This is a genomic window from Streptococcus suis, from assembly GCF_029616525.1.
GTDB lineage: Bacteria > Bacillota > Bacilli > Lactobacillales > Streptococcaceae > Streptococcus > Streptococcus suis_AF.
Genome location: NZ_JANFME010000009.1, coordinates 1 through 24050, shown reverse-complemented (window position 1 = coordinate 24050; position 24050 = coordinate 1). Strand labels below are relative to the sequence as shown.

Sequence of the window (24050 nt, the reverse complement as noted above, 5' to 3'; positions counted from 1 at the left end):
TATAGCCAAACTCACGGTGAGCTTGGCTATTTTTGCGTGCTTATTAATTGGAAGGTATGGGATACAAGTTTCTTATCTTATCTCCAGAACTTGTCATAGCCCTTCTTCTCATCCATGTTAAAGGTGATGATAGTGCGGAGCAGGTCCCAGTTGACCTCTTGGTCTTCTCTGATTTTGAAGAGGTTGGAAGTCGCCTCGTAGCCCGCCTCCTTGATGTCCTTGGCAAAGGTTTCCATAGTAACCGTTTCAGGTGCAATGGAAATATGAGCCTTGGCAGCAGAGAATCCGATGATAAAGGTTCCATCCATGATAAACATGGGCTGGTTCCACTTGATTTCTGTGGTTAGACTTGGAAATTCTTGCTAGATTTGATTGAAAATGCCTTCTAGTTTGTCCTTCAAGACAGGATTGTTGACCTTGTTCAAAAATTCTTGGAGCATGATGTTTCCTTTTCTTTTTTATTTCATTGTATCACAAAAGAGGAGTGGTCTCCTCTTTTATTAATTATTTAACCAAAATCGCCAGTGCTTGATAAGGCTTGAGGGTAATTTTCTTACCGAGTTTGTTATCAGGATAGTTGCTGATGAGGACTTGGCCGTGGGCATAGTCGTCTGCCAGGTCTAGTTCAACCTCTTCTGCGAAGAAATTGTTGAGGACCAGTAATTTTTCACCGTTTAGTAAACGCTCAAAGGCATAGACTTTCTGGCTGTCCTTATAGGCTGCCTTGTAATCCCCTTCTGAAATCAGAGGGAGTTCTTTCCGCAGGCGGATGAGTTCTTGATAGAAGGTGAAGATTGGGCCTGTTTTTTCGGCTTCAACGTTAATGGTTGGATAGGATTTGCCAGCTTTCAGCCAAGGAGTTCCTGTTGAGAAGCCTGCATTGTCAGAAGCATCCCACTGCATCGGGGTGCGGGAATTGTCACGGGACTTGGCCTGGATAATCTTGAAGGCCTGCTCAGGTGTATGACCTTGGTCCAAGAGCATCTGGTAGGCGTTGATAGACTCGACATCTACGTAGTCGTCCATACTGTCGTAATCGGGGTCAATCATGCCGATTTCCTCGCCCATGTAGATGTAAGGTGTACCGCGTGACAGATGGATAGAGGCAGCCAGCATGGTTGCTCCTTCGTTGCGGAAATTCTCCACATCAACAAAGCGGTTGAGGGCACGAGGCTGGTCGTGGTTGTTGTAGAAAAGGGCGTTCCAGCCATTTCCGACGGACATTTCTTCCCCCCAAGTGTGGAAGAGTTGTTTGAGTTCCTCAAAGTCAAAGTCCATAATGGTCCATTTTTGACCGTCCTTGTAATCCACTTTCAAGTGGTGGAAGTTGAAGGCCATGGACAGTTCTTCCCGCTCAGGAGCTGTGTAGAGAATGCAGTTTTCAATGGTGGTGGCAGACATTTCCCCGACGGTCAAGAAGCCTTTTTCTGCTCCAAAAGTGGCGTTATTCATCATCTTGAGGTAGTCGTGGGTGATCGGGCGGTCGGTGTAAGCAGGCTTACCGTCATTGATTGGGCAGTCTTCGAGGACTTCGTCCTTACCAATCAGGTTAATGACATCGAAGCGGAAGCCTTTGACACCCTTGTCTTTCCAGAAGTTGACCACCTTGAACAGTTCTTCGCGGACATGAGGATTTCGCCAGTTGAGGTCGGCTTGGGTCACGTCGAAGAGGTGGAGGTAGTATTTCCCAGTATCTCCAAAAGGAGCCCAGGCATTGCCACCAAACTTGGAAAACCAGTCAGTTGGTTGGTCACGTAGGATAAAGAAATCCTGGTAGTATTTGTCGCCGGCTAGGGCCTTTTGGAACCACTCGTGGTCGGTTGAGCAGTGGTTGAGGACCATGTCTAGCATGAATTCGATACCCAGCTCTTTACCAACGGCCACCATTTCTTCAAAGTCAGCCATGGTGCCGAAATCAGGATTGACGGCCGTATAGTCAGAGATATCATAGCCGTTGTCTCGCTGCGGACTTGGGTAGAAGGGATTGAGCCAGATCATGTCAATTCCTAGCTCCTTCAGATAAGGGAGTTTTTCTATAATCCCACGTAAATCACCAACACCGTTTCCGGTTGTGTCCTTGTAAGATTTGGGGTAGATTTGATAGACAACTTTGCGCTTGTCAATGGTCATGATGATGTTACCAATACCTTTCTCGAGAATGATTGTATCAACGGCAAAGAGTTGGGGTCACCAACTCTCTACACTTATTTTGTTTTATGCTTTTGTTGCTTTCAAGATAGCTTGGCCACGTTCTACTGAACGAGGAAGGCTTCCAAGAACCTCTGTATTGAAATCCGTTTGGTTGGTCACGATAACTGGTGTTTCAGCGATGAGACCAGCAGCCTTGATGACATCGATGTCAAAGCTAATCAATTTATCGCCAGCTTTTACCTTGTCACCTTGTTTGACGTGAGCTGTGAAGCCTTTGCCTTCCAATCCAACAGTATCCATACCGATGTGCATAAGGAGTTCAACTCCGTTTGTAGCAGTAATACCAACAGCGTGGTTAGTAGGGAAGAGGACAGATACTTCACCATCGACTGGAGCAACCAAGATGCCTTCGATAGGATCGATAAGGACCCCTTGTCCCATAACACCTGATGCAAATACAGGGTCAGTAGCTTGTGACAATTCTTTTGCTTGACCAGTTAGGGGGCTGATCAATTCGATAGCAGAACCAGTTTCAACGACAGTTTCAGTTACGACTACAACTTCTTCAACAGTTTCTTCTTTTTTTGAAAATGCACCTGTACGTTTGAAAACAGCTGTCAAAATCATTGGGACAACAATCGCAACAATCATTGTCATGAAGAATGCACCCCAGTATTCAGCCTTGATAGACAAGATACCTGGAAGACCACCGATACCGATAGAAGCAGCTTGGATGTTGAAGGTTACAGAGAGAAGTCCAGCAATACTTGAACCAATCATAGCCGCTACGAATGGGTAAACGTATTTCACGTTAACACCAAAGAGGGCTGGTTCAGTAACACCTAGGTAGGCAGAAATAGTTGCAGGAAGTGAAACTTGAGCTTCTTTTTCATTGTGACGGTTCATGAGGAAGTAAGCAAATACCGCAGAACCTTGAGCAATGTTAGAAAGAGCAATCATTGGCCAGAGACCAGTTCCACCAGCATCCGCAATCAATTGTGTATCGATGGCATTTGTCATGTGGTGAAGACCAGTGATAACGAATGGCGCATAGAGGGCACCGAATACCGCACCGAAGAGCCATTTCAATGGACCAGTCAAACCAGCCAATACGATAGTTGACAACCATTGACCGATTGTCCAACCGATAGGACCAAGGACAGTGTGAGCCAAGATAATTGCTGGAAGAAGTGATAGGAATGGTACGAAGATCATTGAGACCACTTCTGGAACAACCTTACGCCAGAAGATTTCTAGGTAAGACAGTGCCAAACCGGCAAGGAGGGCAGGGATAACTTGCGCTTGATAACCGATACGGGCAATACTAAATGCACCGAAGTTCCAAGACCAGTCGCTGGCAATAGTTGCTGCATCTGTACCAGGTACGGCATAAGCGTTGAGCAACTGAGGAGAAACCAAACAGATACCAAGGACGATACCAAGGATTTGAGATGTCCCCATCTTACGAGATACAGACCAAGTGATACCTACTGGTAGGAAGTGGAAGATGGCTTCACCTGGCAACCAGAGGAAGTGGTTGACCCCATTCCAGAATGGAGATACTTCAACGATTGTTTTCCCATTCAAAGCAGACCATTGTACACCTTCCAAAACGTTACGGAAACCGAGAATCAAACCGCCGACGATAAGGGCTGGGATGATCGGCGTGAAGATTTCCGCCAACATAGTCATGACACGTTGGATGGCATTTTGGTTGCTTTTAGCTGCTGACTTGGCAGCTTCCTTAGATACGCCTTCGATACCAGACACGGCTGTGAAGTCATTGTAGAAGATTGGTACATCGTTACCGATGATGACTTGGAACTGACCTGCGTTTGTAAAGGTTCCTTTTACAGCAGGAATATCTTCGATGACTTTTACGTTTGCTTTTTTGTCATCCGCTAGAACAAAGCGCATACGTGTTGCACAGTGAGTAACTGCGTTAACATTTTCTTTGCCGCCAATAGCGTCCAGGAGCTGTTTGGCTTCTTTTTCAAATTTTCCCATATATTTTTCCTTCTAGACGGCTTATGGAAACCGTCACCTTATATTTTTTAGACATCTTTTGAAGCATGTCCTTTTTTGAAATTTGTACGGACAAATTTCGTTTGTGTTAATATTGTATCCGATTTCAAAAAATAATGCAAGCGTTTTTGCTTAGTTTTTTTAAATTTTGAAATGAATTTTGTTATAATGTTGATAGTTGTATGTTATTTGACAGATGAATTTGCGAGGAAATGATGAAAAAATACCAAGAAATTTATAATGACTTAAAAGAAAAAATACGGACAAATGTTTATCCGGCAGAAAGCTCCCTACCGACAGAACAACAGCTCCAGGAAATCTATGGTGTTAGTCGTGATACGGTTCGTAAGGCGTTGGCGATTTTGACTGAGGGAGGTTTGATTCAAAAAGTGCAAGGGCGTGGTTCAATGGTCCTTAAGCAAGAAATTCTCAATTTCCCAGTTTCAGGTTTAACTTCCTATCAGGAATTGACAAATGTTCTCCAGCTTTCTACCAAGACAGATGTCGTCAGCTTAGATATGATTACCGTTAATAGTAGCCTTTCGCACTTGACAGGCTTTGAGCCGTATAGCAAGGTGTGGAAAGTTGTCCGTACACGTTCGATTGACGGTAAGGTCTCCGTTGTGGATACAGATTATCTTGCTGTCGATGTCGTGCCAGAGTTGACAACTGCTATTGTTGAAAAATCCATCTACGAATACCTAGAAAATAAGTTAGGCCTTGATATTGCTTATGCACAAAAAGAGATTACGGTAGAGCCGACCAATCGAGAAGAGCGTGAGCTAATGCAATCGAAGGATGATTATTTGGTCTTGATTAAATCTCGTGTCTATCTCGGTGATACCCAGCAATTCCAATATACAGAAAGTAAGCATAAAATTGATAAATTCCGTTTTGTAGATTTTGCTCGTAGAAAGCATTCTTTATAGGAGAGATTAGCCAAATCAAGTTTTTTACGCTATAATAGATAGAAGAAGAGGTAAGATATGGCAAACTTAAATCGATATAAATTTACATTTGGCGGGAAGCAATTAACCTTGACAACTGAGCATGATAATTTATTCATGGAAGAGATTGAGCGTATTGCACAGGAAAAATACCAAGCCATCAAAGAAAAGATGCCGACGGCGGACCCTGAAACCCTCGCGCTTTTGTTGGCAATCAATGCTCTATCCGTTCAACTAACGCGCGAGATGGCATTTGAACAAAAGGAACAAGAACTTGCAAGCGTCAAAGAAAAGGTCTTGAAAAAGAATGTGACCTTGATTGACTTAGATGAGCTTGAGGACAAGGTATGATTTCATTAGTAATTGTTCTCATTTTGGCATGGAGTTTCTACATTGGCTACAGTCGTGGTCTAGTTCTACAGGCCTTTTATAGCATGGGAAGTATTATTGCTCTGGTGGTTGCGACGGCTACTTATAAAAAATTGGCATCCTTCCTTTATCTCTGGGTGCCATTTGCCAATGCTACTCAGGGGAGCTCCAACTATTATTTTGATGAGAAATATCTCTTTGACCTAGATATGGTATTTTATGCGGGATTGGCCTTTCTTTTGATATACGTCTTGGTTTATGCTATTGTGCGTTTCATAGGAATATTTGTCCATCTATTAGAGGCTTTTAATCCTGATACAAAAATGACCAATCTCATAAGCGGCGCCTTGGCTGTCTTGGTGACTTTTATTTCTCTTCAGATTGTCATGGTCTTGCTATCAACTATTCCGTTAGCGATGATTCAAGATAAATTGCACAGTAGTTTTCTTGCCAACATCATGATTCAGTACACACCATTCACTAGTAGCTTTTTAAAATCTCTCTGGTTGAGTAATATAGCAGGGTAAGGGAGACCTTATCCTTTTTATCGTCATTTATAATACTCTTCGAAAATCAAAATCAGACATTGTTGACTTGATTTGATGAGTGGGAGTGGGAAAGAACTCGAGCAGTCTAAAAGAGTTCGTCAACAATTTTTCGTTTTGAGTTGTTGAGCTGAAACAGTCTATCCCCAGACTGTTTCACTCCCACCCCCGCACAGTTGATTAGGTCAGATTTGGAGTGTGAAACACGAACAAATCTGCCAATCAACCACTGCGCTGAGATGTTGACACGAACTCTGAGAAGCGAGGATGGACTTTCTGCCCAGCCTCAGCCTGTTCCCTTGAAATATAAAAGGAACAGAGTTCTATTTGCATCAGAGCGAAACGAACTTCGTTCGCTCTATCTCCAAACTCCAAAGGTTCGGGGAACCTTTGGAGCAAGTCTGATTTGGATTTTCATTGAGTATTAGTTGACTGTTATACCCTTAATTAAGAGATTGGGAAAGATTATATTTTTATCTTTTATTGTTTTGATAATGAGATAAAGCTAAGGAAAAGACTAAGTAGGAACATATGAATAATAAAATTATTGAAACCCTTGAATTTCACAAGGTAAGACAAAAAATTGAGCCCTATCTCTTGACGGAACAGGGCTTTGAAGAATTACGACAGTTGGAGCCCATGGTGGAAGTCCACCGTATCCAACAGGCCTTCGACGAGTTGACAGACATAGCGCAGATTTTTGTGGAAAATCCCTATTTCAGTCTGGCTGCTACTAGTGACATCGGTCCAGCCATGCGTCGTTTGGAATTGGATACAGACCTCAATATCGCCGAATTATTAGCTGTTAAAAAGGTCTTGGAAGTTTCTAAATCTCTCTTGGACTTTTATGGAAATCTGGAAAATGTCAGCCTAAGCCAGCTGGATAAACTCTTTGAGAAAATCGAGCTCTTTCCCCACTTACAAGGTTCGCTCCAGTCTATCAATGATGCAGGCTTTGTCGAGGATTTTGCTTCTGAAAAGCTGGCTCGTATTAGAAGAAAAATCCGTGAAGCTGAGGACCAGGTTCGTCAGGTCATGCAGGATATTTTGAAGACCAAGGGGGACATGCTGTCCGATAGCATTTTGGCAAGCCGTAATGGACGCAATGTCCTTCCTGTTAAAAATACCTATCGCAATAAGATTGCAGGGGTTGTCCATGATATCTCCGCCTCAGGTTCGACCGTTTATATTGAGCCGCGGGCAGTGGTGACCTTGAACGAAGAAATCAGTCACCTACGTGCAGAAGAACGCCATGAGCTCAACCGTATCTTGCAGGAATTGTCGGATATGCTCCGTCCGCATAGTGGTGTGATCCGTAACAATGCTTGGCTTATCGGGCATATTGATTTCGTCCGTGCTAAGCATCTCTTTGCGCGTGATCATCAAGCAGTTGTACCCAAACTATCTGAGAAGCAGGATATTGCCCTTCTCAACGTTCGGCATCCGCTCATTGCTAAGCCTGTACCAAATGACCTTTATTTCGGTAGTCAGTTGACGGCTATCGTGATAACAGGTCCCAACACAGGTGGTAAGACTATCATGCTTAAGACCTTGGGTTTGACCCATCTGATGGCTCAGTCTGGTTTGCCTATCTTGGCTGATAAGGGCAGTCGGGTAGCTATCTTCAAAGAAATTTTTGCGGATATTGGTGATGAACAGTCGATTGAGCAGAGTTTATCAACCTTCTCCAGTCACATGACCCACACGGTGCAGATTTTAGCGGAGGCGGATCAAGATTCTCTCATTCTATTTGACGAGTTGGGAGCTGGGACCGATCCGCAGGAGGGTGCGTCTTTGGCAATGGCTATTTTGGATGACCTTCGTCTGCGGGGGATCAAGACCATGGTGACCACCCACTACCCTGAGCTTAAAGCCTACGGGATAGAAACCTCTGGTATTGAAAATGCCAGCATGGAGTTTGATACCAATAGCCTGCGTCCGACCTATAAGTTTATGCAGGGTGTTCCTGGTCGCTCCAATGCCTTTGAAATTGCCCGCCGTCTTGGCCTATCTGATATTATTATCCAGTCAGCCCAATCTTGGACGGATACAGATAGCGATGTGAACCGCATTATCGAGAAATTGGAAAGTCAGACGGTTGAAAGTCGTCAGCGTCTGGATAAGATTCGTGATGTGGAGCAAGAAAATTACAAGATGAACCGAGCCCTTCGCAAGCTCTATGACGAGCTCAATCGTGAGCGGGAAAATGAGCTCAACAAGGCACGTCTGGAAGCTAGGGAAATTGTAGATATGGCATTGGCAGAAAGCGAGGATATTCTCAAAAATCTCCATGCTGCAGCTAGTCTTAAGCCCCACCAGATTATTGAAGCCAAGGCAGAGCTGAAAAAGTTGGCGCCTGAAGTGGTGGATCTGTCTAAAAACAAGGTTCTGAAGAAAGCTAAAATTCAGAGGGAAGCCAAGGTGGGCGATGACATTATCGTTACAGCTTATGGACAACGTGGGACCTTGACCAATCAGCTCAAGGACGGGCGTTGGGAAGCTCAGGTTGGCTTGATTAAGATGACCTTGGCCAAAGATGAGTTTGAGTTAGTCAAGGCGGAAAAGGCAGAGCAGCCTAAGAAACGCCAGGTTCACACAGTCAAACGTGCCAATGTACGAGGACCGAAAGCCCGCTTAGATCTCCGTGGTAAACGCTACGAAGAGGCAATGATGGAGCTGGATGAATTTATCGATCAGGCCCTTCTCAACAATCTGGCACAAGTAGACATTGTCCACGGTATAGGTACAGGTGTCATCCGAGAAGGGGTGACCAAGTACCTACGCCGCAACAAGCAGGTCAAGGAGTTCGGCTATGCCCCACAAAATGCAGGTGGATCAGGCTGTACTATTGTGACGTTTAAATAGCAATCAACCGATGGGAGATTCTTATGATTATCAGAAAATATCAAACCAGTGATGAAAAAGGCTGGGTTTACTGTAAGGCACTCAGCTATCTCTACTCTCCATTCTTTGATGATAGAGAAACAGAGAAGCCCGAACTAATGACAGACGTTTATGATCATCGTGTGGAATGGGTGGCTGAAGTAGACGGACAAATTGTTGGTCTAATCGACATCGATATTTACACTGAGGAGTGCAGCCAGTCTTATATTTACGCACCAAGTAAGCGAACAGCTTATTTTACTAACCTAGCTGTCCACCCTGATTTTCAAGGGCAGGGCATTGCCCAGGCACTTTTTGAAAAAGCAGAGCAGGAGTTGAGAGAGCAAGGTGTAGAGAAACTAGCCATCTTTACTCGTGAGGATGATGCAGCCAACCATTTATATCAGAAATGGGGTGGTGAGGTAGTCTGTTCGGATTATCTAGTGGTCGGAGCGCCACAAGATGTTCCAACCTTCCGCTTTGGAATTGATTTAGAGCGAGGCAGATTGTCCTTTTCAGATATGGAAGGTCAGCCAGTTCCCTACTATTTGAGAGAAGGTGTTTATGTAGTCAGCGAAGAAGCTGGCTTGGATCTCTTTGACATAGAAGATGTCTATCAAGAATTGACCTACGTGGTGGATTTGACGGAAAAAAGTTGAAACATTTTCAACTTTTTTCTTTTTTTGTAAATGAATCTGGTACGTGATTCCCCCTCGTCCTCCTGCGGTCTAGTTTAGAATGATCAACATGCTTTCAAATCACAATTGTTTAAGCATGTCTATCTCATTTCTCTTCCGTAGCATCTACTCCGTCACCCTATCTCGTTACTACAACTGGACTTTATAAGCAAAACAATTTCTCAGTTCCCCCCCTCGTCACCCTGCGGTCTATTTTAGAATGATCAACATGCTTTCAAATCACAATTGTTTAAGCATGTCTATCTCATTTCTCTTCCGTAGCAAAAATTCGCTTTCTATTTTTTTTTGGTGTAGAATGATAGTAGAAAAACAGAAACGGAGAAAATTATGGTTCAAGTTATTACAGATGCAAACTTTGAAGTTGAAACACAAGAAGGCGTAGTCCTTGTTGACTTTTGGGCACCATGGTGTGGTCCTTGTCGTATGCAAGCACCAATTTTGGAGCAATTGGCAGGTGAAGTGGATGAAGATGAATTGCGCATCTACAAAATGGATGTTGATGAGAATCCAAACACAGCTCGTCAGTTTGGTATCATGTCTATCCCAACTCTTTTGTTCAAAAAAGATGGACAGGTTGTGAAACAAGTTGCTGGTGTCCACACGAAAGATCAAATCAAAGCTATCTTGGCAGAGATTGGTTAATTGAAAATGAAAGCAAGTGGTGAATCGACTACTTGCTTTTTTTATAATCAGACTTACTTTTGTGATTATTTTCTAATATAGTCTTTTAGTATCTGCTCCAACTATCTGGGAGATAGTTGGAGGTTGGAAATATAGAAACGATATTTCCTCGCTCGTCGAAGTAATAAAAGAAAAACTTAATGACGATATTTGCTAAGATATAAGATTGTGAAGGTTGGCACAAGATGTTATAATAACCTTATCATTGTCATTTTAGAAAGGTTAGATATGTCAACTATTAGTTACAAACCATTAAATCTCTATCGTCAGTTTAAAACAGCAGCTCAAGAGTTTCCAAATGTTGCCATTTATTTTGACCAACCCTACGCATCCTTCCCTGAATTAGGATTGGAAAATACCTATCAAACAGTTTTTGAGGCTATTCAAAAAAGAGCTGCCCAATTTGCAGCGGCAGGTATTGGCTATGGGGACAAGGTGGTTCTGTATAAAAGCCCAGCTTTCGACACCTATTTGTTAGCAGTAGCGGTAACGGCATTGGGTGCTGTTCCTGTTATGATTTCCTACCATTTGCCATCTTCGAATTTAGATGTGTTTGCGGAGCGATTGGAAAAGTCTTTCATTGTCTACGACCAAGAAACGGAAGAACGTGTAGCAGGAATGACTCGAACTGACCTGGTCACAAAGGTATTTTTACCCCAAGTCCTAGTGCATGAAGCAGTTGCTTTTGAAGAAAATCTCCTGCCGGAAGATGTCATTCAATACATGACTCATACTTCGGGAACGACAGGTGTTCCAAAATTAATCTGCCACACAGCACAGACCATGGGCTGGCGAGTAGCTTGGCAACAAACTATTTTTGACAAGATGACGGAGAGAGGCTTGCTGGCCTTCCATATCTCCCCTGTACATTCACGCTATAATATCGGCGTGTCTTCGGCGATTGGGCTTGGATTCCCCCTCTACCCGCTTTCTTCTGCAAGAAAAGATGATGTTGAACGGGCACTTGCGCTTCACCGTCCAAGTGCTCTGGAAACCCATCCGAATAACTTTGTCCAATGGGCAAGATTGGCCAAGGAAAAACCAGAGGTCTTTAGTAGCATTCGTTATTACCATTCAACCTTTGATGCGATCAATATTGGTACGCTTCGCGCATTCTTGGAGGCTTCTAAAGAGCAAGATCCAGTCTTTATGCAGGTTTATGGTCAAAGTGAATGTGGTCCAATGATTTTACGTTACCATCGCTTGGAAAACCTAGGAACAGTTAGCGGACGAGATATGGGGATTGGTCTGGAAGGTTACACAGAAGCACGTATCACAGATGCCCAAGGGAATCCTCTCCCAGCTGGAGAAAACGGGCATATCCAGTTCCTGTCAAAAGGTCGTGCTGTGACTTACTACAAAGAAGATGCCCGTTTCCAAGATAATGTGTACGGTGCTTGGTGGGATAGTGGTGACTACGGCTGCATGACTCCAGAGGGTACACTTCTTCTAAAAGACCGTCAGGTTGACCTCATTGAGCACATCGACAGCAACCTTGCCTTGGAAGATTTATTGCTGGATAAATTGGACTTTTTATCAGAAGTCGTGATTATCCGCGATGTCAATGGAGCACCGCAGCCGATTATCGCTCTGGCAGAAGATGTTGAGATGAACTGGGAAGCTTGGTGGGCCATGGTTGCAGACCTACCACTATTGAAAGAGCCTATCTTGATGGCTTATGACGACATTCCACGAACAGCGACCATGAAGGTTCAACGCCTCAAAATGGAAGCAGAAATGAAAGAAAAAAATCTGTAAGAGTGACGAAACCACGCTTGCAGATAAGAAGGAGTTCACATGAAAGAAATCTACCTAGCAGGCGGTTGTTTCTGGGGAATGGAAGGCTACTTTTCCCAGATTGATGGTATTCTTGACACCAGCGTTGGCTATGCCAATGGACAGGTGGAGACGACCAATTATCAACTCCTCAAACAAACAGACCACGCAGAGACGCTCTATCTAGCCTATGATGAGACTCGTATCAATTTGCGGGAAATTCTCCTCTATTATTTCCGCGTCATTGATCCCTTCTCTGTCAATCAGCAGGGACCTGACAAGGGGCGCCAGTATCGGACTGGTATCTATTACACGGATGAGGCTGATTTGCCGACCATCGAGCAGGTCATGACGGAGCAGTCCCAGCTCTTTGGCGGACGCCCCCTAGCCGTTGAAGTGGAGCCACTCGCACATTACATCCCCGCCGAAGACTACCATCAGGATTATCTCAAGAAAAATCCCCGAGGGTACTGCCATATCGATCTTGGGCAGGCAAAAATCCCTCTGATTGATGTTGCAGACTACCAAAAGCCAGACCAGCAAGTCTTAAAAGACAGCTTGACCGACCTCCAGTATCAAGTCACTCAAGAAGCTGCGACGGAAAGACCATTCGAAAATGAGTTTTGGAATAGCGACCAAGCTGGCATCTACGTCGATATTACGACTGGCGAGCCCCTCTTTCTCTCGACGGACAAATTCGACTCAGGTTGCGGCTGGCCCTCCTTTACCAAGCCAATCAGCAAGGAAGTGGCGACTTATTTCCAAGATAAGTCCCACGGCATGAACCGTATTGAAGTCCGCAGTCGGGCTGGTCATGCTCATTTAGGTCATGTCTTTGATGACGGACCGCGTGACAAGGGTGGATTACGTTACTGTATCAACTCAGCAGCCCTTCGCTTCATACCGAGAGAGGAAATGGAAGAAGCAGGATATGGCCTGTTTTTGGAGTTGCTTAAATAAATTTAGGAACGCAGAAAGTCTATTCGCAAAGAATAGGCTTTTGTGTATTAAAATTGTATGTTTAAAAAGATGATTTTGATATAATAATTTATACATAGATAATATTTTAGTTGAAGAAGTTGCTATTTTGCTGTCAATCAACCAGTTCGCTGAGATATTAAAGCGAACTCTTAGCAGAGACATTGGAATTTTTTCCTAGCCTATTTCTTACATTTTAGAGAATAGGAAGACAGATGATTATGATGAAAGGAAAATTTGTACTTGTATCGACTATCATTCTAGCTGTCTTTATGATCTGGTTGGGGGTCAGCCAAAAGGAGACTATGCTAGTTCATTATTATCCTTCTGTGACTACCTTGTCGGTATCTGAGGACGTGACTTACTCAGATGTACGACAGCGATTAGAGGACTATTCTCAACAGACGGATAGTATCATTGCCAGACGAGTGATTGAGCCAAGTACATCAGGCGGACGTACCTTTTCTTATGATAATTTTAGTCAAACTCCCCTACCAAGAGGACTAGAGGAATTTCAGGCATCAGAAAAAGTGGAGTCTGCACTTTTAACCAAATATTTTATTTTCCAAGGAAAAGCGACGGTAGAGGAGCTTCGGTCTCTTCTTGTTTCGCTTGGCTTTGATGAAGTTCAGATTCGGAAGCCTTCGACTATTGCTACTTTACTCGCATTTCTGACACAAGGTGGTCAATTCTTAGCCGTACTGGTCTTTCTCATTACCTATATGGCTTTGGTCGTGATTGCTAATGTAAGGCAGTTGCGTACAGCAGGTATCCGTTTGATTGCAGGAGATTCACGTTGGCATTTATTTCTACTATCTCTACAAGAAAATGCGAAAGAGATAGCTCTAACTATCCCATTTGCGGTTCTTCCAGCAGTTGGACTGGCCTACCTCATTGGATTAGATGGCTATTCTGTCTACTATCTGGTCGCAGCCTTGGTGGGCTATTATTTCTTACTTGGTTTGATTGTCCTTTTTTTCGCTGCTACATTTACCTTGGCCATTCGGACCTATCACTTTTTACCCTTGTTAAAAGGGAAGATGCCCCTGCAAGGAATCTTGACCATTATGGTTATGGGACAAATGCTGGCTCTACTGGTGGTGTCATGTGGTGTGGCTCAAACCGTCTATTATTCAGGGATTTGGCAGGAATATCAAGCAGGTGCCCAGCAGTGGGAGAATGAAGGGGATTACTATAGTTTAGCTTGGAATATTTCTGCGGATGGTCGCTCAGGACTAAATTCGCCTGAAAATTGGTATCCTTTACTAAAGCAAGCTTTGGAGGAAGACGGCGCGCTCTTTGTCAAAAGTAATTTGAATGCCTATTTAATGGGCTCCCAACTGGAAGATGGGACACGCCTTGATAGCTACCATCCAGCTGGAAACACCCTCTACGTTAGTCCAAATTATTTGCAGATACAGGATGTAAACTTAGCAGAAGGAGAAGTAGCGTTCCCTCTACAAGAAGGAGAATTTCAACTTCTGTTGCCTGAAAAATTGCGCCCTGAAAGCGATACTTATCTCCATCTTTACCAAGATTATATCAATCGCATGGTTAGACCTGCTAATCAAGTACGCTCAGCTACCATTAAGGGAAAAGTTGCCTATTTAAAAAATGGGCAGAAGCAGTTTATCTACAATCATCGTTCTGGTCAACATGTGCAATACCTGACAGACCCTATTTTAGTTGTGCTGACACCGTCAAGTCTGGGAAAGGAATCTGCTGACTTTTGGTTGAATGAAGTAGATAGCGGTATCTTATTTAAAAATAGAGATAAACTTTTGCGCGAATTGAAGGCAAGAAATCTGTTTCAGTTTGTCAATGAAGTGAAAAGTAGTTCTTCCCTCTTTACGGAACTTTTAGATCGTATTCGGATAGAGACCATTTCAACATCTATGGGTGCCATTTTAGGGATTGTGACATCAATTGTCCTGTTTAATACCATGAATCTTCTATACTTTGAAGAATTTAAACGTGAGATTTTCATCAAGGAAATTGCAGGGATGGATTTTTGGGGCATTCATCAGAAATACCTAATGGTTCAGCTACTGGCCCTTTTATTAGCTTTGGGAGCGAGCATAGTAGTAACAGGTCACATTTTTATAAGTAGCATCAGTTTTGCCTTGTTTATAATCAATGCCCTCTACTTATTGAGGTGGCAGGCGAGGAAAGAAGGAGCTTGGAATATCCGTATTTTGAAAGGAGCCTAGTATGTTTTCTATCCAATCAATTCAAAAGAAATTTGGGAAGCGCAGCTTGTTTTCTGATGTAACGCTAGACTTGCAGGCTGGAAAGGTCTATGCCTTGATAGGTGCCAGTGGTAGCGGAAAAACGACCTTGCTGAATATTTTAGCCAAGTTGGAGTCCTATGATGCAGGTGACATTCTCTACAAGGGAAAGGGTTTGAAAAAGTTGAAGCCCCATCTCTTTTTTAGGGAGGAATTAGGCTATCTCTTTCAGAATTTTGGTCTTTTAGAAAGTCAGACAATCAAAGAAAATCTGGATTTGGGACTGATTGGTCAGAAATTGTCCAAAGACGAAAGGAAATCGAGGCAGGAAGCGGCACTTGATGCAGTTGGTCTGTCTTATCTGGACCTGTCCCAGCCTATCTATGAACTCTCAGGAGGGGAAGCCCAGCGGGTAGCTCTTGCTAAAGTCATCCTGAAAAATCCGCCATTGATTTTGGCAGATGAGCCGACGGCTGCCTTGGATCCTAAGAGCTCCCAAGAAATTATGGATATTTTGTTATCCTTGAAGAGCCCAGATCGGCTAATTGTGATTGCGACCCATAATCCTTTGATTTGGGAGCGAGCAGACCTTATCATAAAAATGGAAGACTTGTAAAAATTCATACTCTTCGAAAATCAAAATTATCCGTTGTCAACTTACCTTGATGAACTCCAGTTCTATCTTCGGCTTCGTTTCCTAGGCTACTTTTGATTTTCATTGAGTATCAGAAAATATTCTTGATTTTTTCGTGAAATTAGATTAAAATAAAACTAGATAAAACTGAATAACCGGTTGATATTGGGTAGAAGGGAAACTGACTGTTCAATGGACGGAACTCTGGAGAGACCATTTTGGCACCGAAGGGGCAAGGTAGTCCTGCTTGGAAAAGTAGAGCTACTGAAACTCTCAGGTAAAAGGACAGAGCGTTGAAAAATAGGCTTTTTCTGTATTTTTCACGTTGATTCTAGAGGTTGAAGTGTTCAGCCTCTTTTTGTTTTTCCGGCAGCTTTATCGGATTAGAAACGCTTAGGAGGAACTATGTTAGAACTATTTAAGGCTATCAACAATCTTGTTTGGGGACCGCCCCTCTTGTTACTATTGGTCGGAACGGGTGTCTATTTCACCCTACGGTTGGGAGTATTTCAAATCGGCAAATTGCCGACGGCTTTTCGTCTGATTTTCTCCAGTGACCAGTCTGGACAGGGAGATGTGTCCAGCTTTGCGGCCCTTTGTACAGCTTTGGCAGCGACAGTTGGTACAGGAAATATTGTCGGAGTTGCGACAGCTATTACTACAGGTGGTCCTGGGGCTCTTTTTTGGATGTGGGTTGCGGCCTTTTTCGGGATGGCGACCAAGTATGCGGAAGGATTTTTAGCCATTAAATACCGTACCAAGGATGCCAATGGGCAAGCAGCTGGTGGACCTATGCATTATATCACCTTGGGAATGGGACAGAAGTGGAAACCCTTGGCAGTTTTCTTTGCTGTCTCAGGTGTCCTCGTAGCGCTTTTGGGGATGGGGACATTTTCACAGGTTAATTCGATTGCATCTTCCATGTCTTCGAGTTTTGGACTAGCTCCCCAGTTGGTCAGCATTGTGACAGCTATTTCAATTGCTTTCTTTATCTTTGGGGGAATTGAAAAAATTTCGGATGTTTCAACCAAAATCGTTCCTTTCATGGCGATTTTATACATTTTGGCAAGTTTGATAGTCTTGGTAGTTCACTGGAATGAACTGCTGCCGACACTTGGTTTGGTTCTGAAATCTGCTTTCTCACCTGCAGCAGCAGTAGGTGGCTTTGTAGGGGCAACTGTAAAAGAAGCAATCCAACGTGGTATTGCGCGTGGAGTGTTTTCAAATGAATCTGGTCTAGGTTCGGCGCCTATTGCTGCTGCGGCTGCCAAATCTGATAATCCAGTTGAACAGGGCTTGATTTCTATGACGGGTACCTTTATCGATACGATTATTATCTGTACCTTAACAGGTTTAACAATCTTGGTGACAGGTCAGTGGTCTGTCGAAGGATTGGAAGGAGCTCCTCTGACACAGGCAGCTTTTGCAACAGTTTTTGGCAATACAGGATCTATTGCCTTGACGATTAGTTTGGTACTTTTTGCTTTTACAACTATTCTCGGATGGTCTTACTATGGTGAACGCTGTATCGAGTTTCTATTCGGTACCAAGTCCATCTTGCCTTATCGTCTGTTATTTGTGGCAATGGTAGCCCTTGGTGGTTTCCTCAAACTAGACTTGATTTGGACCATTGCCGATATTGTAAATGGTCTCATGGCTCTTCCAAACTTGATCGCCTTACTAGCTCTCTCTCCTGTCATCATCAAGGAGACACGCCAGTATGCAAAGAGGAAATAAAAAAATAAGTGCAAAGGATTTTATTCCTCTGCACTTTTTTGCTGGCTTTGTGGTAAGAAATCCTGCCAAAATTCGTTCCAGGGTTTGACAATGTAGGCATAGCCTGAAGACGGGAAGGTCCAGTCGATATTTTCAAAGTAGGCCATGGTGGCATTGGGTTCGATACGGTCAATGTTAGAAATTTGTTTGTTGAAGCTACCGAAGTTTTTCAAGGTCAGGCAGAGTTTGCGTTTTTCATTGGTCCGAATACGGACAGTGACCTTGAAACGTTTGGCCGGAGAATGCAGGCGAAAACTGCCGAAACGGATGGGAAAGCTGGCAAAGTACTTGGTCTGCAAGTCAATGTGGTAGAGTTCAGAAGCAGGAAGATTTTCTACTAAGAGGCTACGTTTGTAAGGGAAGCGATGTTTTTCAATATCCAAGTCTTCGTCCAGAACCTGCACCCTATCGGAATAATCGATTTGGTTAATTTTTAGACTGATAAAGTGATTATTGCTTCGTAAGGCAGCTGTAGAGTAGAAGGTGTTTAGGATAAATCGGTCCTTGTGAGGATGGACAGGATTGGGATAGTGGGAGATGAACTGCCGTTTGACTAGGACTTTATATTCTTTTTTCTTCATATCGGGATGGATAATGATGTCCCGTTCGTAAGATTGGTAATAGCGTCCTTGTTGGATAGCTTCCTCTAAGTCCTGATTGAAGTGGAGGCTATCAAGGAGGGAGGTTTCTTCTTGTTGGCAGTTAAGGATATTGGGAACATGGATAAGGGAAAAGAGGATGGTTGATGCTATGTAGTGGGCATATTTTTCCTGATCATAAAAAGAGTGTAATCTTTTTTTCTGTTCCAAAAATAGTTGGTTTTCAGAGTTGGGTACATTTGTTTGCTCACCAGCAACATCATATAATTTTTTGGCAATACTAATAGTCGATGTTTCTGTATATTGCATCATTCGCTGCGCAAATTTCTCTACGATTTGAGAAAAATCTTGTTGCGCCAGATAGTTCTTGAGTTTCTGAGGGATATTTTTCCTTCCGTTGAAATACTTAGAGCAATCCGAAGTGCTAACATAAAATTCCTCATCTTCCTTGCCAGGGACTTCTAGAAATTGAAAGATACTGTTAACAATAGCTTCTTGCTTAACCCAGCCGACATTTTTCTTCTTTCTCTTATTGACAGTTAGTATAACCTGTAAAATTTCGCTAAAGGATAAAAAAATCATAGCTCAGTCTTCCTCTTTGAAAGCGTATTATATTTCTATTTTATCAAAAAAATTAAAGGAAATCAGCTAATTATGTGCTTGGAAACTTTCTTTTTTGATAAGGAAAGTTTATATCATAATTTATAAAAATTTCATTTCTGCAAAGCAAGGACAAAGCTTGTTTTAACTTATATAATAACAATTGAAATTAGTGATTAGCGTCAATAATAAAGGAGTGTTTTATATTAGATTGTTAGTCAATATTCTTAGATGCTAATAAGCATAAGAAATATACTAAAGTAATTTTAGAAGGAGAAGAATTATGCTGAAAGTAGCTGATTATGTTCACTTTAGTGATGGAAGACTTTCCTTTGTTGGTCGTGGAAATATTTGGGTACGTAATAATTTTGATTCCGGATCAATAGGAAACTTACTTCGTTATCTCTTGTTACATGCCCTACAAGATACTGCTCCTAACCAGTTGGAAGTGGTATGTTTTGATAATACACTATCAGGTTCATTTGCCCCCTTTGCAAGTTTTACTTCTGGGGAAGTCAAATTATTAACCGTTTTGCATTCAGAGATGGATTTGGAAAAATATTTATTCCATCTTTTGGACTATATTCAGATGGTACAAAATACCCTTCAAGGGATGGCAGATAGTTTGTTAGAGTATAGGGAAATGTTACAAACTCCTGTGGAAAGTTATAAGCTAGTCTTTTTATATGTTGATTTTGAAATGCTAGACAATAGGATTCGCCATTTACTGTCGATTCTCATGAAGCGTTCAGTTCAAGCAGGGATTACGATTGTTGTGGTATCTTACTATGAAGATGAGTACTATCCAAATTATTTTGATTCTAATATTCAAAAATTAGAAGTATCTGGAAATACAGTAATTAATTTAAATACTAATTCTGTGTATTCATTCTTACCTATATCGGTTAATCATATTTTGGGAATCACGGAAGAGTTGGCGACTAAGTGTAAAAAAACAGCGTACCCAACAGTAGCTTTCGATTCACTCCATCCATCTACTAATTCTGGTTTTTGGAGAGAGAAATCAACAGAAGGTATTCGTTTTTATATTGGTAAAAATGGTTCTGAGATTACAGAAATCGTTATAGGCGATGATGTAAATCAACGTCATAATATTCTTGTTACAGGTGCGGTTGGACAAGGAAAGTCGAACTTACTTTCTGTAATAATTCATAGTATTTGTTATCATTATTCACCAGATGAAGTCCGGCTGATTCTTCTTGATTATAAGGAAGGGGTTACTCTAAAACCATACTCTAATTTGCATAAGGAAGATTACCTTCCTCATGCAGATGTTTTGGCATTAGAAAGTGATATAGAATTTGGAAGTGCTGTATTGATGCACTTGTATGCTGAATACAAAAGGAGGTTGAAATTATTCAAAAAGTACGATGTCCAAAATATTCAGAATTATAGGGAGAAAACAGGATTTGTATTACCGCGCTTAGTAGTGATTATTGATGAGTTTCAGTTGATGTTTGGAGATGATACAGTTCAGGCGGCTAAAATAGCAGATATGTTAGAAAAATCAGTGCGTCTATTTAGGGCGGCAGGGATACATTTTATTCTTTCTTCACAAAGCATAGGAGGAATTAGTGCCCTTATTGGGAAAACTACAAATATTTTCGGTCAAGTTCCAATTCGATTGGTTCATAAGAATTCTCTCAATGAATCTTATCAGAGTTTGTCATTGAATAATAATGCTGCAGTCTATTTGAGACCGCGGGAAGCAATTGTGAATTTAGACTATGGGGAGGTATCTCAAAATAGAAAATCTGTGATAGCATTTGCTGATGAGAGAATTTTAGCTCCACTAAGGAAAGAGTGGTGGAACTTGGCAAAGGCTAAGCATTCGCAACCGATGACATTTGAGGGAGAGCGTAGATATTACTATACAGATTCTGAAGTGAAAGTATTGTCATGTCAGGGAAGCATAGGTAAAATTGTTTCAGTGGATGATAGGGCGGCTAGTCTTGCATTCCCAAGCGAGAGTGGACGAAATTTACTTATATTAGGAGTGCCGGATCAGGAGAATAATACCGCACTAGGTATGGTTTTGGGGTTGTTACAGTCCTTGAAAGATTCCACTCCAGATTGTAAGTTTATTATCTGTGACCTTACAAGGAATGAGTATTTTTATAAAAAAGTAAACGCCACTGTTCCGAACGTAATATTTATTGAATCCAATAATTTACAAGACAAGGTCGAAGAAGTTTTGACAACTCATAGTGCAGGTAAATTGTTCATAGTTGGATTAGGACTTGATAAATGGACCTATACTAAGCAATTTAGTGCCAGTCCACCTTTGAGAAATTTAGTGGAAAATGGTCCGAATGCAGGTATTCATTTTATTGGTTGGTGGTTAAAAGAGTCTAAAATGAAAGAACATTGTATTGGCTTTGAAAGTAATGATATCTTTAATACAAAAATTTTTCTTAGAGTAGATGAGAGAGTGGTTCAGAGTCAGACATCTTCATTTATTCATTGGCAACCACAGGCGAATCGTGCCTTGTTATACGATGAAATTGATTATTCAGGAAAACAAGTGATTATTCCATTTTCGTTGGAGGGAGAATAGTATGCAAAGTATAGGTGAGATAAAAAAAGGAATTCTGAAATTGGCAGATGATTTTCAAGAAATCATACCCCTTAATCGAGATATTAACCAATCTTATAATCAGCTGCTGGGAGATTTAAGTTGGCTTGGAGAGGGCTCAAGTTCGGATGAGATAAAGAAAGTGATGGATGGCATTTCTAGGGCAAATGTAGAATTGGAACAACAGAAGCAAAATATGCTAACTGCTGTTATGCGAATGCAAAATATAGCCAATCGTTTATAGGAGAGTAGTTATGTCTATACAGAGTATTATTGATACAATTACTAAATTGGAAGATGATTTAGAGAAGAATATTGACCGTTATAATCGAATTTACGAAACAATTCGGCAAAGAGGGCATGCTATTCAAGCTTTGCTAGAGGGTAATCAAGTGCAAGCGGAAATTGGTCAACAACTTCAAATTATTCTGACAAGTATTGAAAATTCAAAACAGATTGTACAAATCGAAACTACAGAATTATCCCAGTATAAGCAAAAATTGAGGAATTAACAATATGGTGAGAAGACTGAGGACAGTAATAAGTTATACTAAAATTCAATATAAACTATTGATTAGAAAGTTTTTGTCAGAGTCTCTCTCTGTACTTCAACAAGAATTATCAGCTATAAGTAGAGAACGGAGGGAATTGGAACTGTTGTTGGCAGGTAGTTCTTTTTCTGCTAGTCATAGGCTATTACACAGGATTACAGAGAGTGAAGGTGTGTTAAGGACTATTGTACAGTATCTTCAGTGTTCCTCCACAATGATAGATGATTTGGAAGAAACAGAAGAAAAGTGGGTAGAGGAGGATTGAGGTAATACGAGATGTCAGTTGAAGATTTGAATCGGAAGTTACATATGATTAAAAGTGGTTTAGATCAACGGAATATTGTTCCAGAACAATTAGAATCTATGAGTAGGGTGATGGGGTTATTGTCTGTTTTTAATCGTGGAAGTACAGTTACAACTAATGTTGAAGCGGTACGGGATAACTTGAAAAAGTATGCCATGTTAAGAGAGGAAATAAATAGAAGTTTGACGAACTGTATTAATAACAATAAAATATAGATAATCGAAAAATAAATTTATACTCTTCAAAAATCAAAATCAGATCTTGTTGACTTGATATGATGACTGAAATGATCCATTGGAGGTAGTCTGCTTTTGATTTCCATTGAGTATTATTATTGTTTTGCTTATCAAGATGTTATATGAACTGAAGTGTTATAGTAGCTTGTAATACTTAAAGTTATATCAAGGGGCGCTCGCTTGATTCTATCTTATTTGAGCCACATGAGCGTATTTGTGGCGGAGTGTTTATTATGGAGAATTTAATTAATTTTTATGACGAATTGAATATTGCACAGAGCCTATCTGTAGAACAAATTAAAAGGAAACTAGAAGAGAAGAAGAGTGTTGCTATCAGCCGTCTTCAACAAACTCCCGATATATCAAATAGAATCTTGGACTTGGTTAAGCAAGCGTTTGAAGTGTTTTCTTCAGAGACAACTAAAGCCAAATATGATGAGCTATTATTACAAGCACCTATAGTCGAAAAGAAAGTGGTGGATGAGGATAAAGTTAAATTCGATATGTGGCTAGAAAAGGCTGCGAACTATTATAACGAAAAACAGTACGACCTGGCAGTAACAGCCATGCAAAAAGTTTTTGAGTTTCGGAAAGACGATACAGAGGTAGATAGTTTAATTTTAGCTGGATGGGTGTATAATGATGCTCACCATTATAAGGATTCTTTACGCTATGTAAATGAGGCACTTATTCTACGTCCTGAAAATCCTGCGATTTATCGAAGTAAGTATATTGCTATGTATAACTTAATATTTACTGGCGAGGAGGAAATGGATAAGATTACGGCAGCTTCTAAGGGAAATGAACTAGAAACATTATTGAAAAATTACCTACGTTATACCGAAGAGATAGGTATTGAATTTTTTATTGAAGAAGCTAAAGCTTTCATTTCTGGTCAGTATTTTTATAATTTATCTGGTTTTATAGATAGGACAGAAAGCGATTCATATTATCCTTTAAAATTAACAAATGATGATATGGCAAGAAAAGGGTATGGAATGGCATTGGAGGTTCCGGAATCGAGTAAAGGAAAGAACGTCATAGCTTGTCAATCAGCAGCCACTAGATATGCAAAAGCAAAGGGTGATCTCTCTAATGCTAAGTTAGTGGATTGGGGATTGTTGTTTAATAAATTCACTGGTATCGTGTTACTTTTACTTTGTGTATTTCTTAGAAGTTCTGGAATTTTTCTGAGTATCTGTATTGCAATAGGTTTGGCTTTTTACATTCATAGCGCCAACAGTTCTTATACACAAGCAAAAGAAGCAGAGGAATCTACTTGGAGAGAGATTGTTAAGCTCTATTCAGAGTGGAAAAAAATGTAGGAGTGAGGCATTGTCATTAAGCTAGCTATAGGTAGTTAATCCGGCTCTTTGTCAACTGTAGTGGGTAGATGAAAAGCTAACACCTAGAGATGACGAACTTCGTTCTCTCTTTCTTTATGTTCAAAGCAATCAAAATCCGTTTTTTAAA

19 protein-coding genes, 1 pseudogene and 1 riboswitch are annotated in these 24050 nt (G+C 41.4%); of the genes and pseudogenes, 16 read left to right on the top strand and 4 right to left on the bottom strand.

Features of this window, described 5'->3' with window-relative positions:
- Positions 1–77 precede the first annotated feature (77 nt).
- The 3 genes and pseudogenes from NOL38_RS05140 to treP all read right to left on the bottom strand — a co-directional run.
- Positions 78–347, bottom strand: a pseudogene (locus NOL38_RS05140) (iron chaperone); the annotation flags it as partial.
- Positions 348–504: 157 nt separating this feature from the next.
- Positions 505–2130: an alpha,alpha-phosphotrehalase gene (gene treC / locus NOL38_RS05135; protein WP_277941565.1), complete on the bottom strand. Its 1626-nt coding sequence runs from the start codon at positions 2128–2130 to the stop codon at positions 505–507.
- 84 nt (positions 2131–2214) lie between these two features.
- Entirely contained in the window at positions 2215–4158 is a 1944-nt protein-coding gene (treP, locus tag NOL38_RS05130) for a PTS system trehalose-specific EIIBC component (RefSeq protein ID WP_277941564.1), read from the bottom strand.
- Between the two features lie 233 nt (positions 4159–4391).
- Here treP and treR point away from each other — a divergent pair, with 233 nt between their 5' ends.
- The 11 genes from treR to NOL38_RS05075 all read left to right on the top strand — a co-directional run bounded on the left by treR (position 4392) and on the right by NOL38_RS05075 (position 17652).
- Complete coding sequence (gene treR / locus NOL38_RS05125) at positions 4392–5105, top strand: trehalose operon repressor (protein ID WP_277941563.1); 714 nt, start codon at positions 4392–4394, stop codon at positions 5103–5105.
- Between the two features lie 57 nt (positions 5106–5162).
- Positions 5163–5474 (top strand): cell division protein ZapA, encoded by a 312-nt coding sequence (gene zapA / locus NOL38_RS05120; protein WP_044753576.1) that lies wholly within the window; start codon positions 5163–5165, stop codon positions 5472–5474.
- On the top strand, positions 5471–6019 hold the full coding sequence (locus NOL38_RS05115) for a CvpA family protein (protein WP_277941562.1): 549 nt from the start codon (positions 5471–5473) through the stop codon (positions 6017–6019). Before zapA ends, NOL38_RS05115 begins: the two co-directional genes overlap by 4 nt.
- A gap of 549 nt (positions 6020–6568) precedes the next feature.
- Positions 6569–8902 carry an endonuclease MutS2 gene (locus NOL38_RS05110; RefSeq protein WP_277941561.1) on the top strand — a complete coding sequence of 778 codons (2334 nt, stop codon included), beginning with the start codon at positions 6569–6571 and terminating at the stop codon, positions 8900–8902.
- Between the two features lie 23 nt (positions 8903–8925).
- A complete protein-coding gene (locus NOL38_RS05105) occupies positions 8926–9579 on the top strand; it encodes a GNAT family N-acetyltransferase (RefSeq protein WP_277941560.1) in 654 nt (217 codons plus the stop codon).
- Between the two features lie 366 nt (positions 9580–9945).
- Positions 9946–10260, top strand: coding sequence for a thioredoxin (gene trxA, locus NOL38_RS05100; protein ID WP_002941035.1), 315 nt, complete (start codon positions 9946–9948; stop codon positions 10258–10260).
- A 267-nt stretch (positions 10261–10527) separates the two neighbouring features.
- Complete coding sequence (locus NOL38_RS05095; protein WP_024414344.1) at positions 10528–12057, top strand: AMP-binding protein; 1530 nt, start codon at positions 10528–10530, stop codon at positions 12055–12057.
- Between the two features lie 39 nt (positions 12058–12096).
- Entirely contained in the window at positions 12097–13035 is a 939-nt protein-coding gene (gene msrB / locus NOL38_RS05090) for a peptide-methionine (R)-S-oxide reductase MsrB (RefSeq protein WP_248029057.1), read from the top strand.
- A 242-nt stretch (positions 13036–13277) separates the two neighbouring features.
- A complete protein-coding gene (locus NOL38_RS05085) occupies positions 13278–15263 on the top strand; it encodes a DUF1430 domain-containing protein (protein ID WP_341829392.1) in 1986 nt (661 codons plus the stop codon).
- 1 nt (position 15264) lies between these two features.
- Complete coding sequence (locus NOL38_RS05080; RefSeq protein ID WP_105120225.1) at positions 15265–15897, top strand: ABC transporter ATP-binding protein; 633 nt, start codon at positions 15265–15267, stop codon at positions 15895–15897.
- Between the two features lie 212 nt (positions 15898–16109).
- Positions 16110–16214, top strand: a riboswitch (glycine riboswitch).
- 106 nt (positions 16215–16320) lie between these two features.
- Positions 16321–17652, top strand: a complete 1332-nt coding sequence (locus NOL38_RS05075; protein WP_277941559.1) for an alanine/glycine:cation symporter family protein — start codon at positions 16321–16323, stop codon at positions 17650–17652.
- Between the two features lie 20 nt (positions 17653–17672).
- Here the strand turns inward: NOL38_RS05075 and NOL38_RS05070 are convergent, their stop codons facing one another.
- The gene (locus tag NOL38_RS05070) at positions 17673–18872 is read right to left on the bottom strand and encodes a hypothetical protein (RefSeq protein WP_277941558.1); all 1200 of its coding nucleotides are present in this window, start codon (positions 18870–18872) and stop codon (positions 17673–17675) included.
- A 301-nt stretch (positions 18873–19173) separates the two neighbouring features.
- Between NOL38_RS05070 and NOL38_RS05065 the strand changes: the two genes are divergently transcribed.
- The 5 genes from NOL38_RS05065 (at position 19174) to NOL38_RS05045 (ending at position 23902) form a co-directional block, all read left to right on the top strand.
- Positions 19174–21468 (top strand): FtsK/SpoIIIE domain-containing protein, encoded by a 2295-nt coding sequence (locus tag NOL38_RS05065; protein ID WP_099809965.1) that lies wholly within the window; start codon positions 19174–19176, stop codon positions 21466–21468.
- 1 nt (position 21469) lies between these two features.
- Positions 21470–21730 carry a hypothetical protein gene (locus NOL38_RS05060; protein ID WP_099809966.1) on the top strand — a complete coding sequence of 87 codons (261 nt, stop codon included), beginning with the start codon at positions 21470–21472 and terminating at the stop codon, positions 21728–21730.
- Positions 21731–21740: 10 nt separating this feature from the next.
- Positions 21741–21998 (top strand): hypothetical protein, encoded by a 258-nt coding sequence (locus NOL38_RS05055; RefSeq protein ID WP_248029053.1) that lies wholly within the window; start codon positions 21741–21743, stop codon positions 21996–21998.
- A gap of 315 nt (positions 21999–22313) precedes the next feature.
- Positions 22314–22556: a hypothetical protein gene (locus NOL38_RS05050; RefSeq protein WP_248029052.1), complete on the top strand. Its 243-nt coding sequence runs from the start codon at positions 22314–22316 to the stop codon at positions 22554–22556.
- A 254-nt stretch (positions 22557–22810) separates the two neighbouring features.
- A complete protein-coding gene (locus NOL38_RS05045) occupies positions 22811–23902 on the top strand; it encodes a tetratricopeptide repeat protein (RefSeq protein ID WP_099809970.1) in 1092 nt (363 codons plus the stop codon).
- Positions 23903–24050: the final 148 nt, after the last annotated feature.

Bases quoted from the DNA above. Each gene is read 5' to 3' on its own strand.
- NOL38_RS05050 (WP_248029052.1), top strand. From the start codon at position 22,314: ATGTCAGTTGAAGATTTGAATCGGAAGTTACATATGATTAAAAGTGGT.
- NOL38_RS05060 (WP_099809966.1), top strand. From the start codon at position 21,470: ATGCAAAGTATAGGTGAGATAAAAAAAGGAATTCTGAAATTGGCAGAT.
- msrB (WP_248029057.1), top strand. From the start codon at position 12,097: ATGAAAGAAATCTACCTAGCAGGCGGTTGTTTCTGGGGAATGGAAGGC.
- zapA (WP_044753576.1), top strand. From the start codon at position 5,163: ATGGCAAACTTAAATCGATATAAATTTACATTTGGCGGGAAGCAATTA.
- treR (WP_277941563.1), top strand. From the start codon at position 4,392: ATGAAAAAATACCAAGAAATTTATAATGACTTAAAAGAAAAAATACGG.
- NOL38_RS05110 (WP_277941561.1), top strand. From the start codon at position 6,569: ATGAATAATAAAATTATTGAAACCCTTGAATTTCACAAGGTAAGACAA.
- NOL38_RS05080 (WP_105120225.1), top strand. From the start codon at position 15,265: ATGTTTTCTATCCAATCAATTCAAAAGAAATTTGGGAAGCGCAGCTTG.
- NOL38_RS05055 (WP_248029053.1), top strand. From the start codon at position 21,741: ATGTCTATACAGAGTATTATTGATACAATTACTAAATTGGAAGATGAT.
- NOL38_RS05065 (WP_099809965.1), top strand. From the start codon at position 19,174: ATGCTGAAAGTAGCTGATTATGTTCACTTTAGTGATGGAAGACTTTCC.
- NOL38_RS05105 (WP_277941560.1), top strand. From the start codon at position 8,926: ATGATTATCAGAAAATATCAAACCAGTGATGAAAAAGGCTGGGTTTAC.
- NOL38_RS05045 (WP_099809970.1), top strand. From the start codon at position 22,811: ATGGAGAATTTAATTAATTTTTATGACGAATTGAATATTGCACAGAGC.
- NOL38_RS05075 (WP_277941559.1), top strand. From the start codon at position 16,321: ATGTTAGAACTATTTAAGGCTATCAACAATCTTGTTTGGGGACCGCCC.
- NOL38_RS05085 (WP_341829392.1), top strand. From the start codon at position 13,278: ATGAAAGGAAAATTTGTACTTGTATCGACTATCATTCTAGCTGTCTTT.
- NOL38_RS05070 (WP_277941558.1), bottom strand. From the start codon at position 18,872: ATGATTTTTTTATCCTTTAGCGAAATTTTACAGGTTATACTAACTGTC.
- NOL38_RS05095 (WP_024414344.1), top strand. From the start codon at position 10,528: ATGTCAACTATTAGTTACAAACCATTAAATCTCTATCGTCAGTTTAAA.
- NOL38_RS05115 (WP_277941562.1), top strand. From the start codon at position 5,471: ATGATTTCATTAGTAATTGTTCTCATTTTGGCATGGAGTTTCTACATT.
- trxA (WP_002941035.1), top strand. From the start codon at position 9,946: ATGGTTCAAGTTATTACAGATGCAAACTTTGAAGTTGAAACACAAGAA.
- treP (WP_277941564.1), bottom strand. From the start codon at position 4,158: ATGGGAAAATTTGAAAAAGAAGCCAAACAGCTCCTGGACGCTATTGGC.
- treC (WP_277941565.1), bottom strand. From the start codon at position 2,130: ATGACCATTGACAAGCGCAAAGTTGTCTATCAAATCTACCCCAAATCT.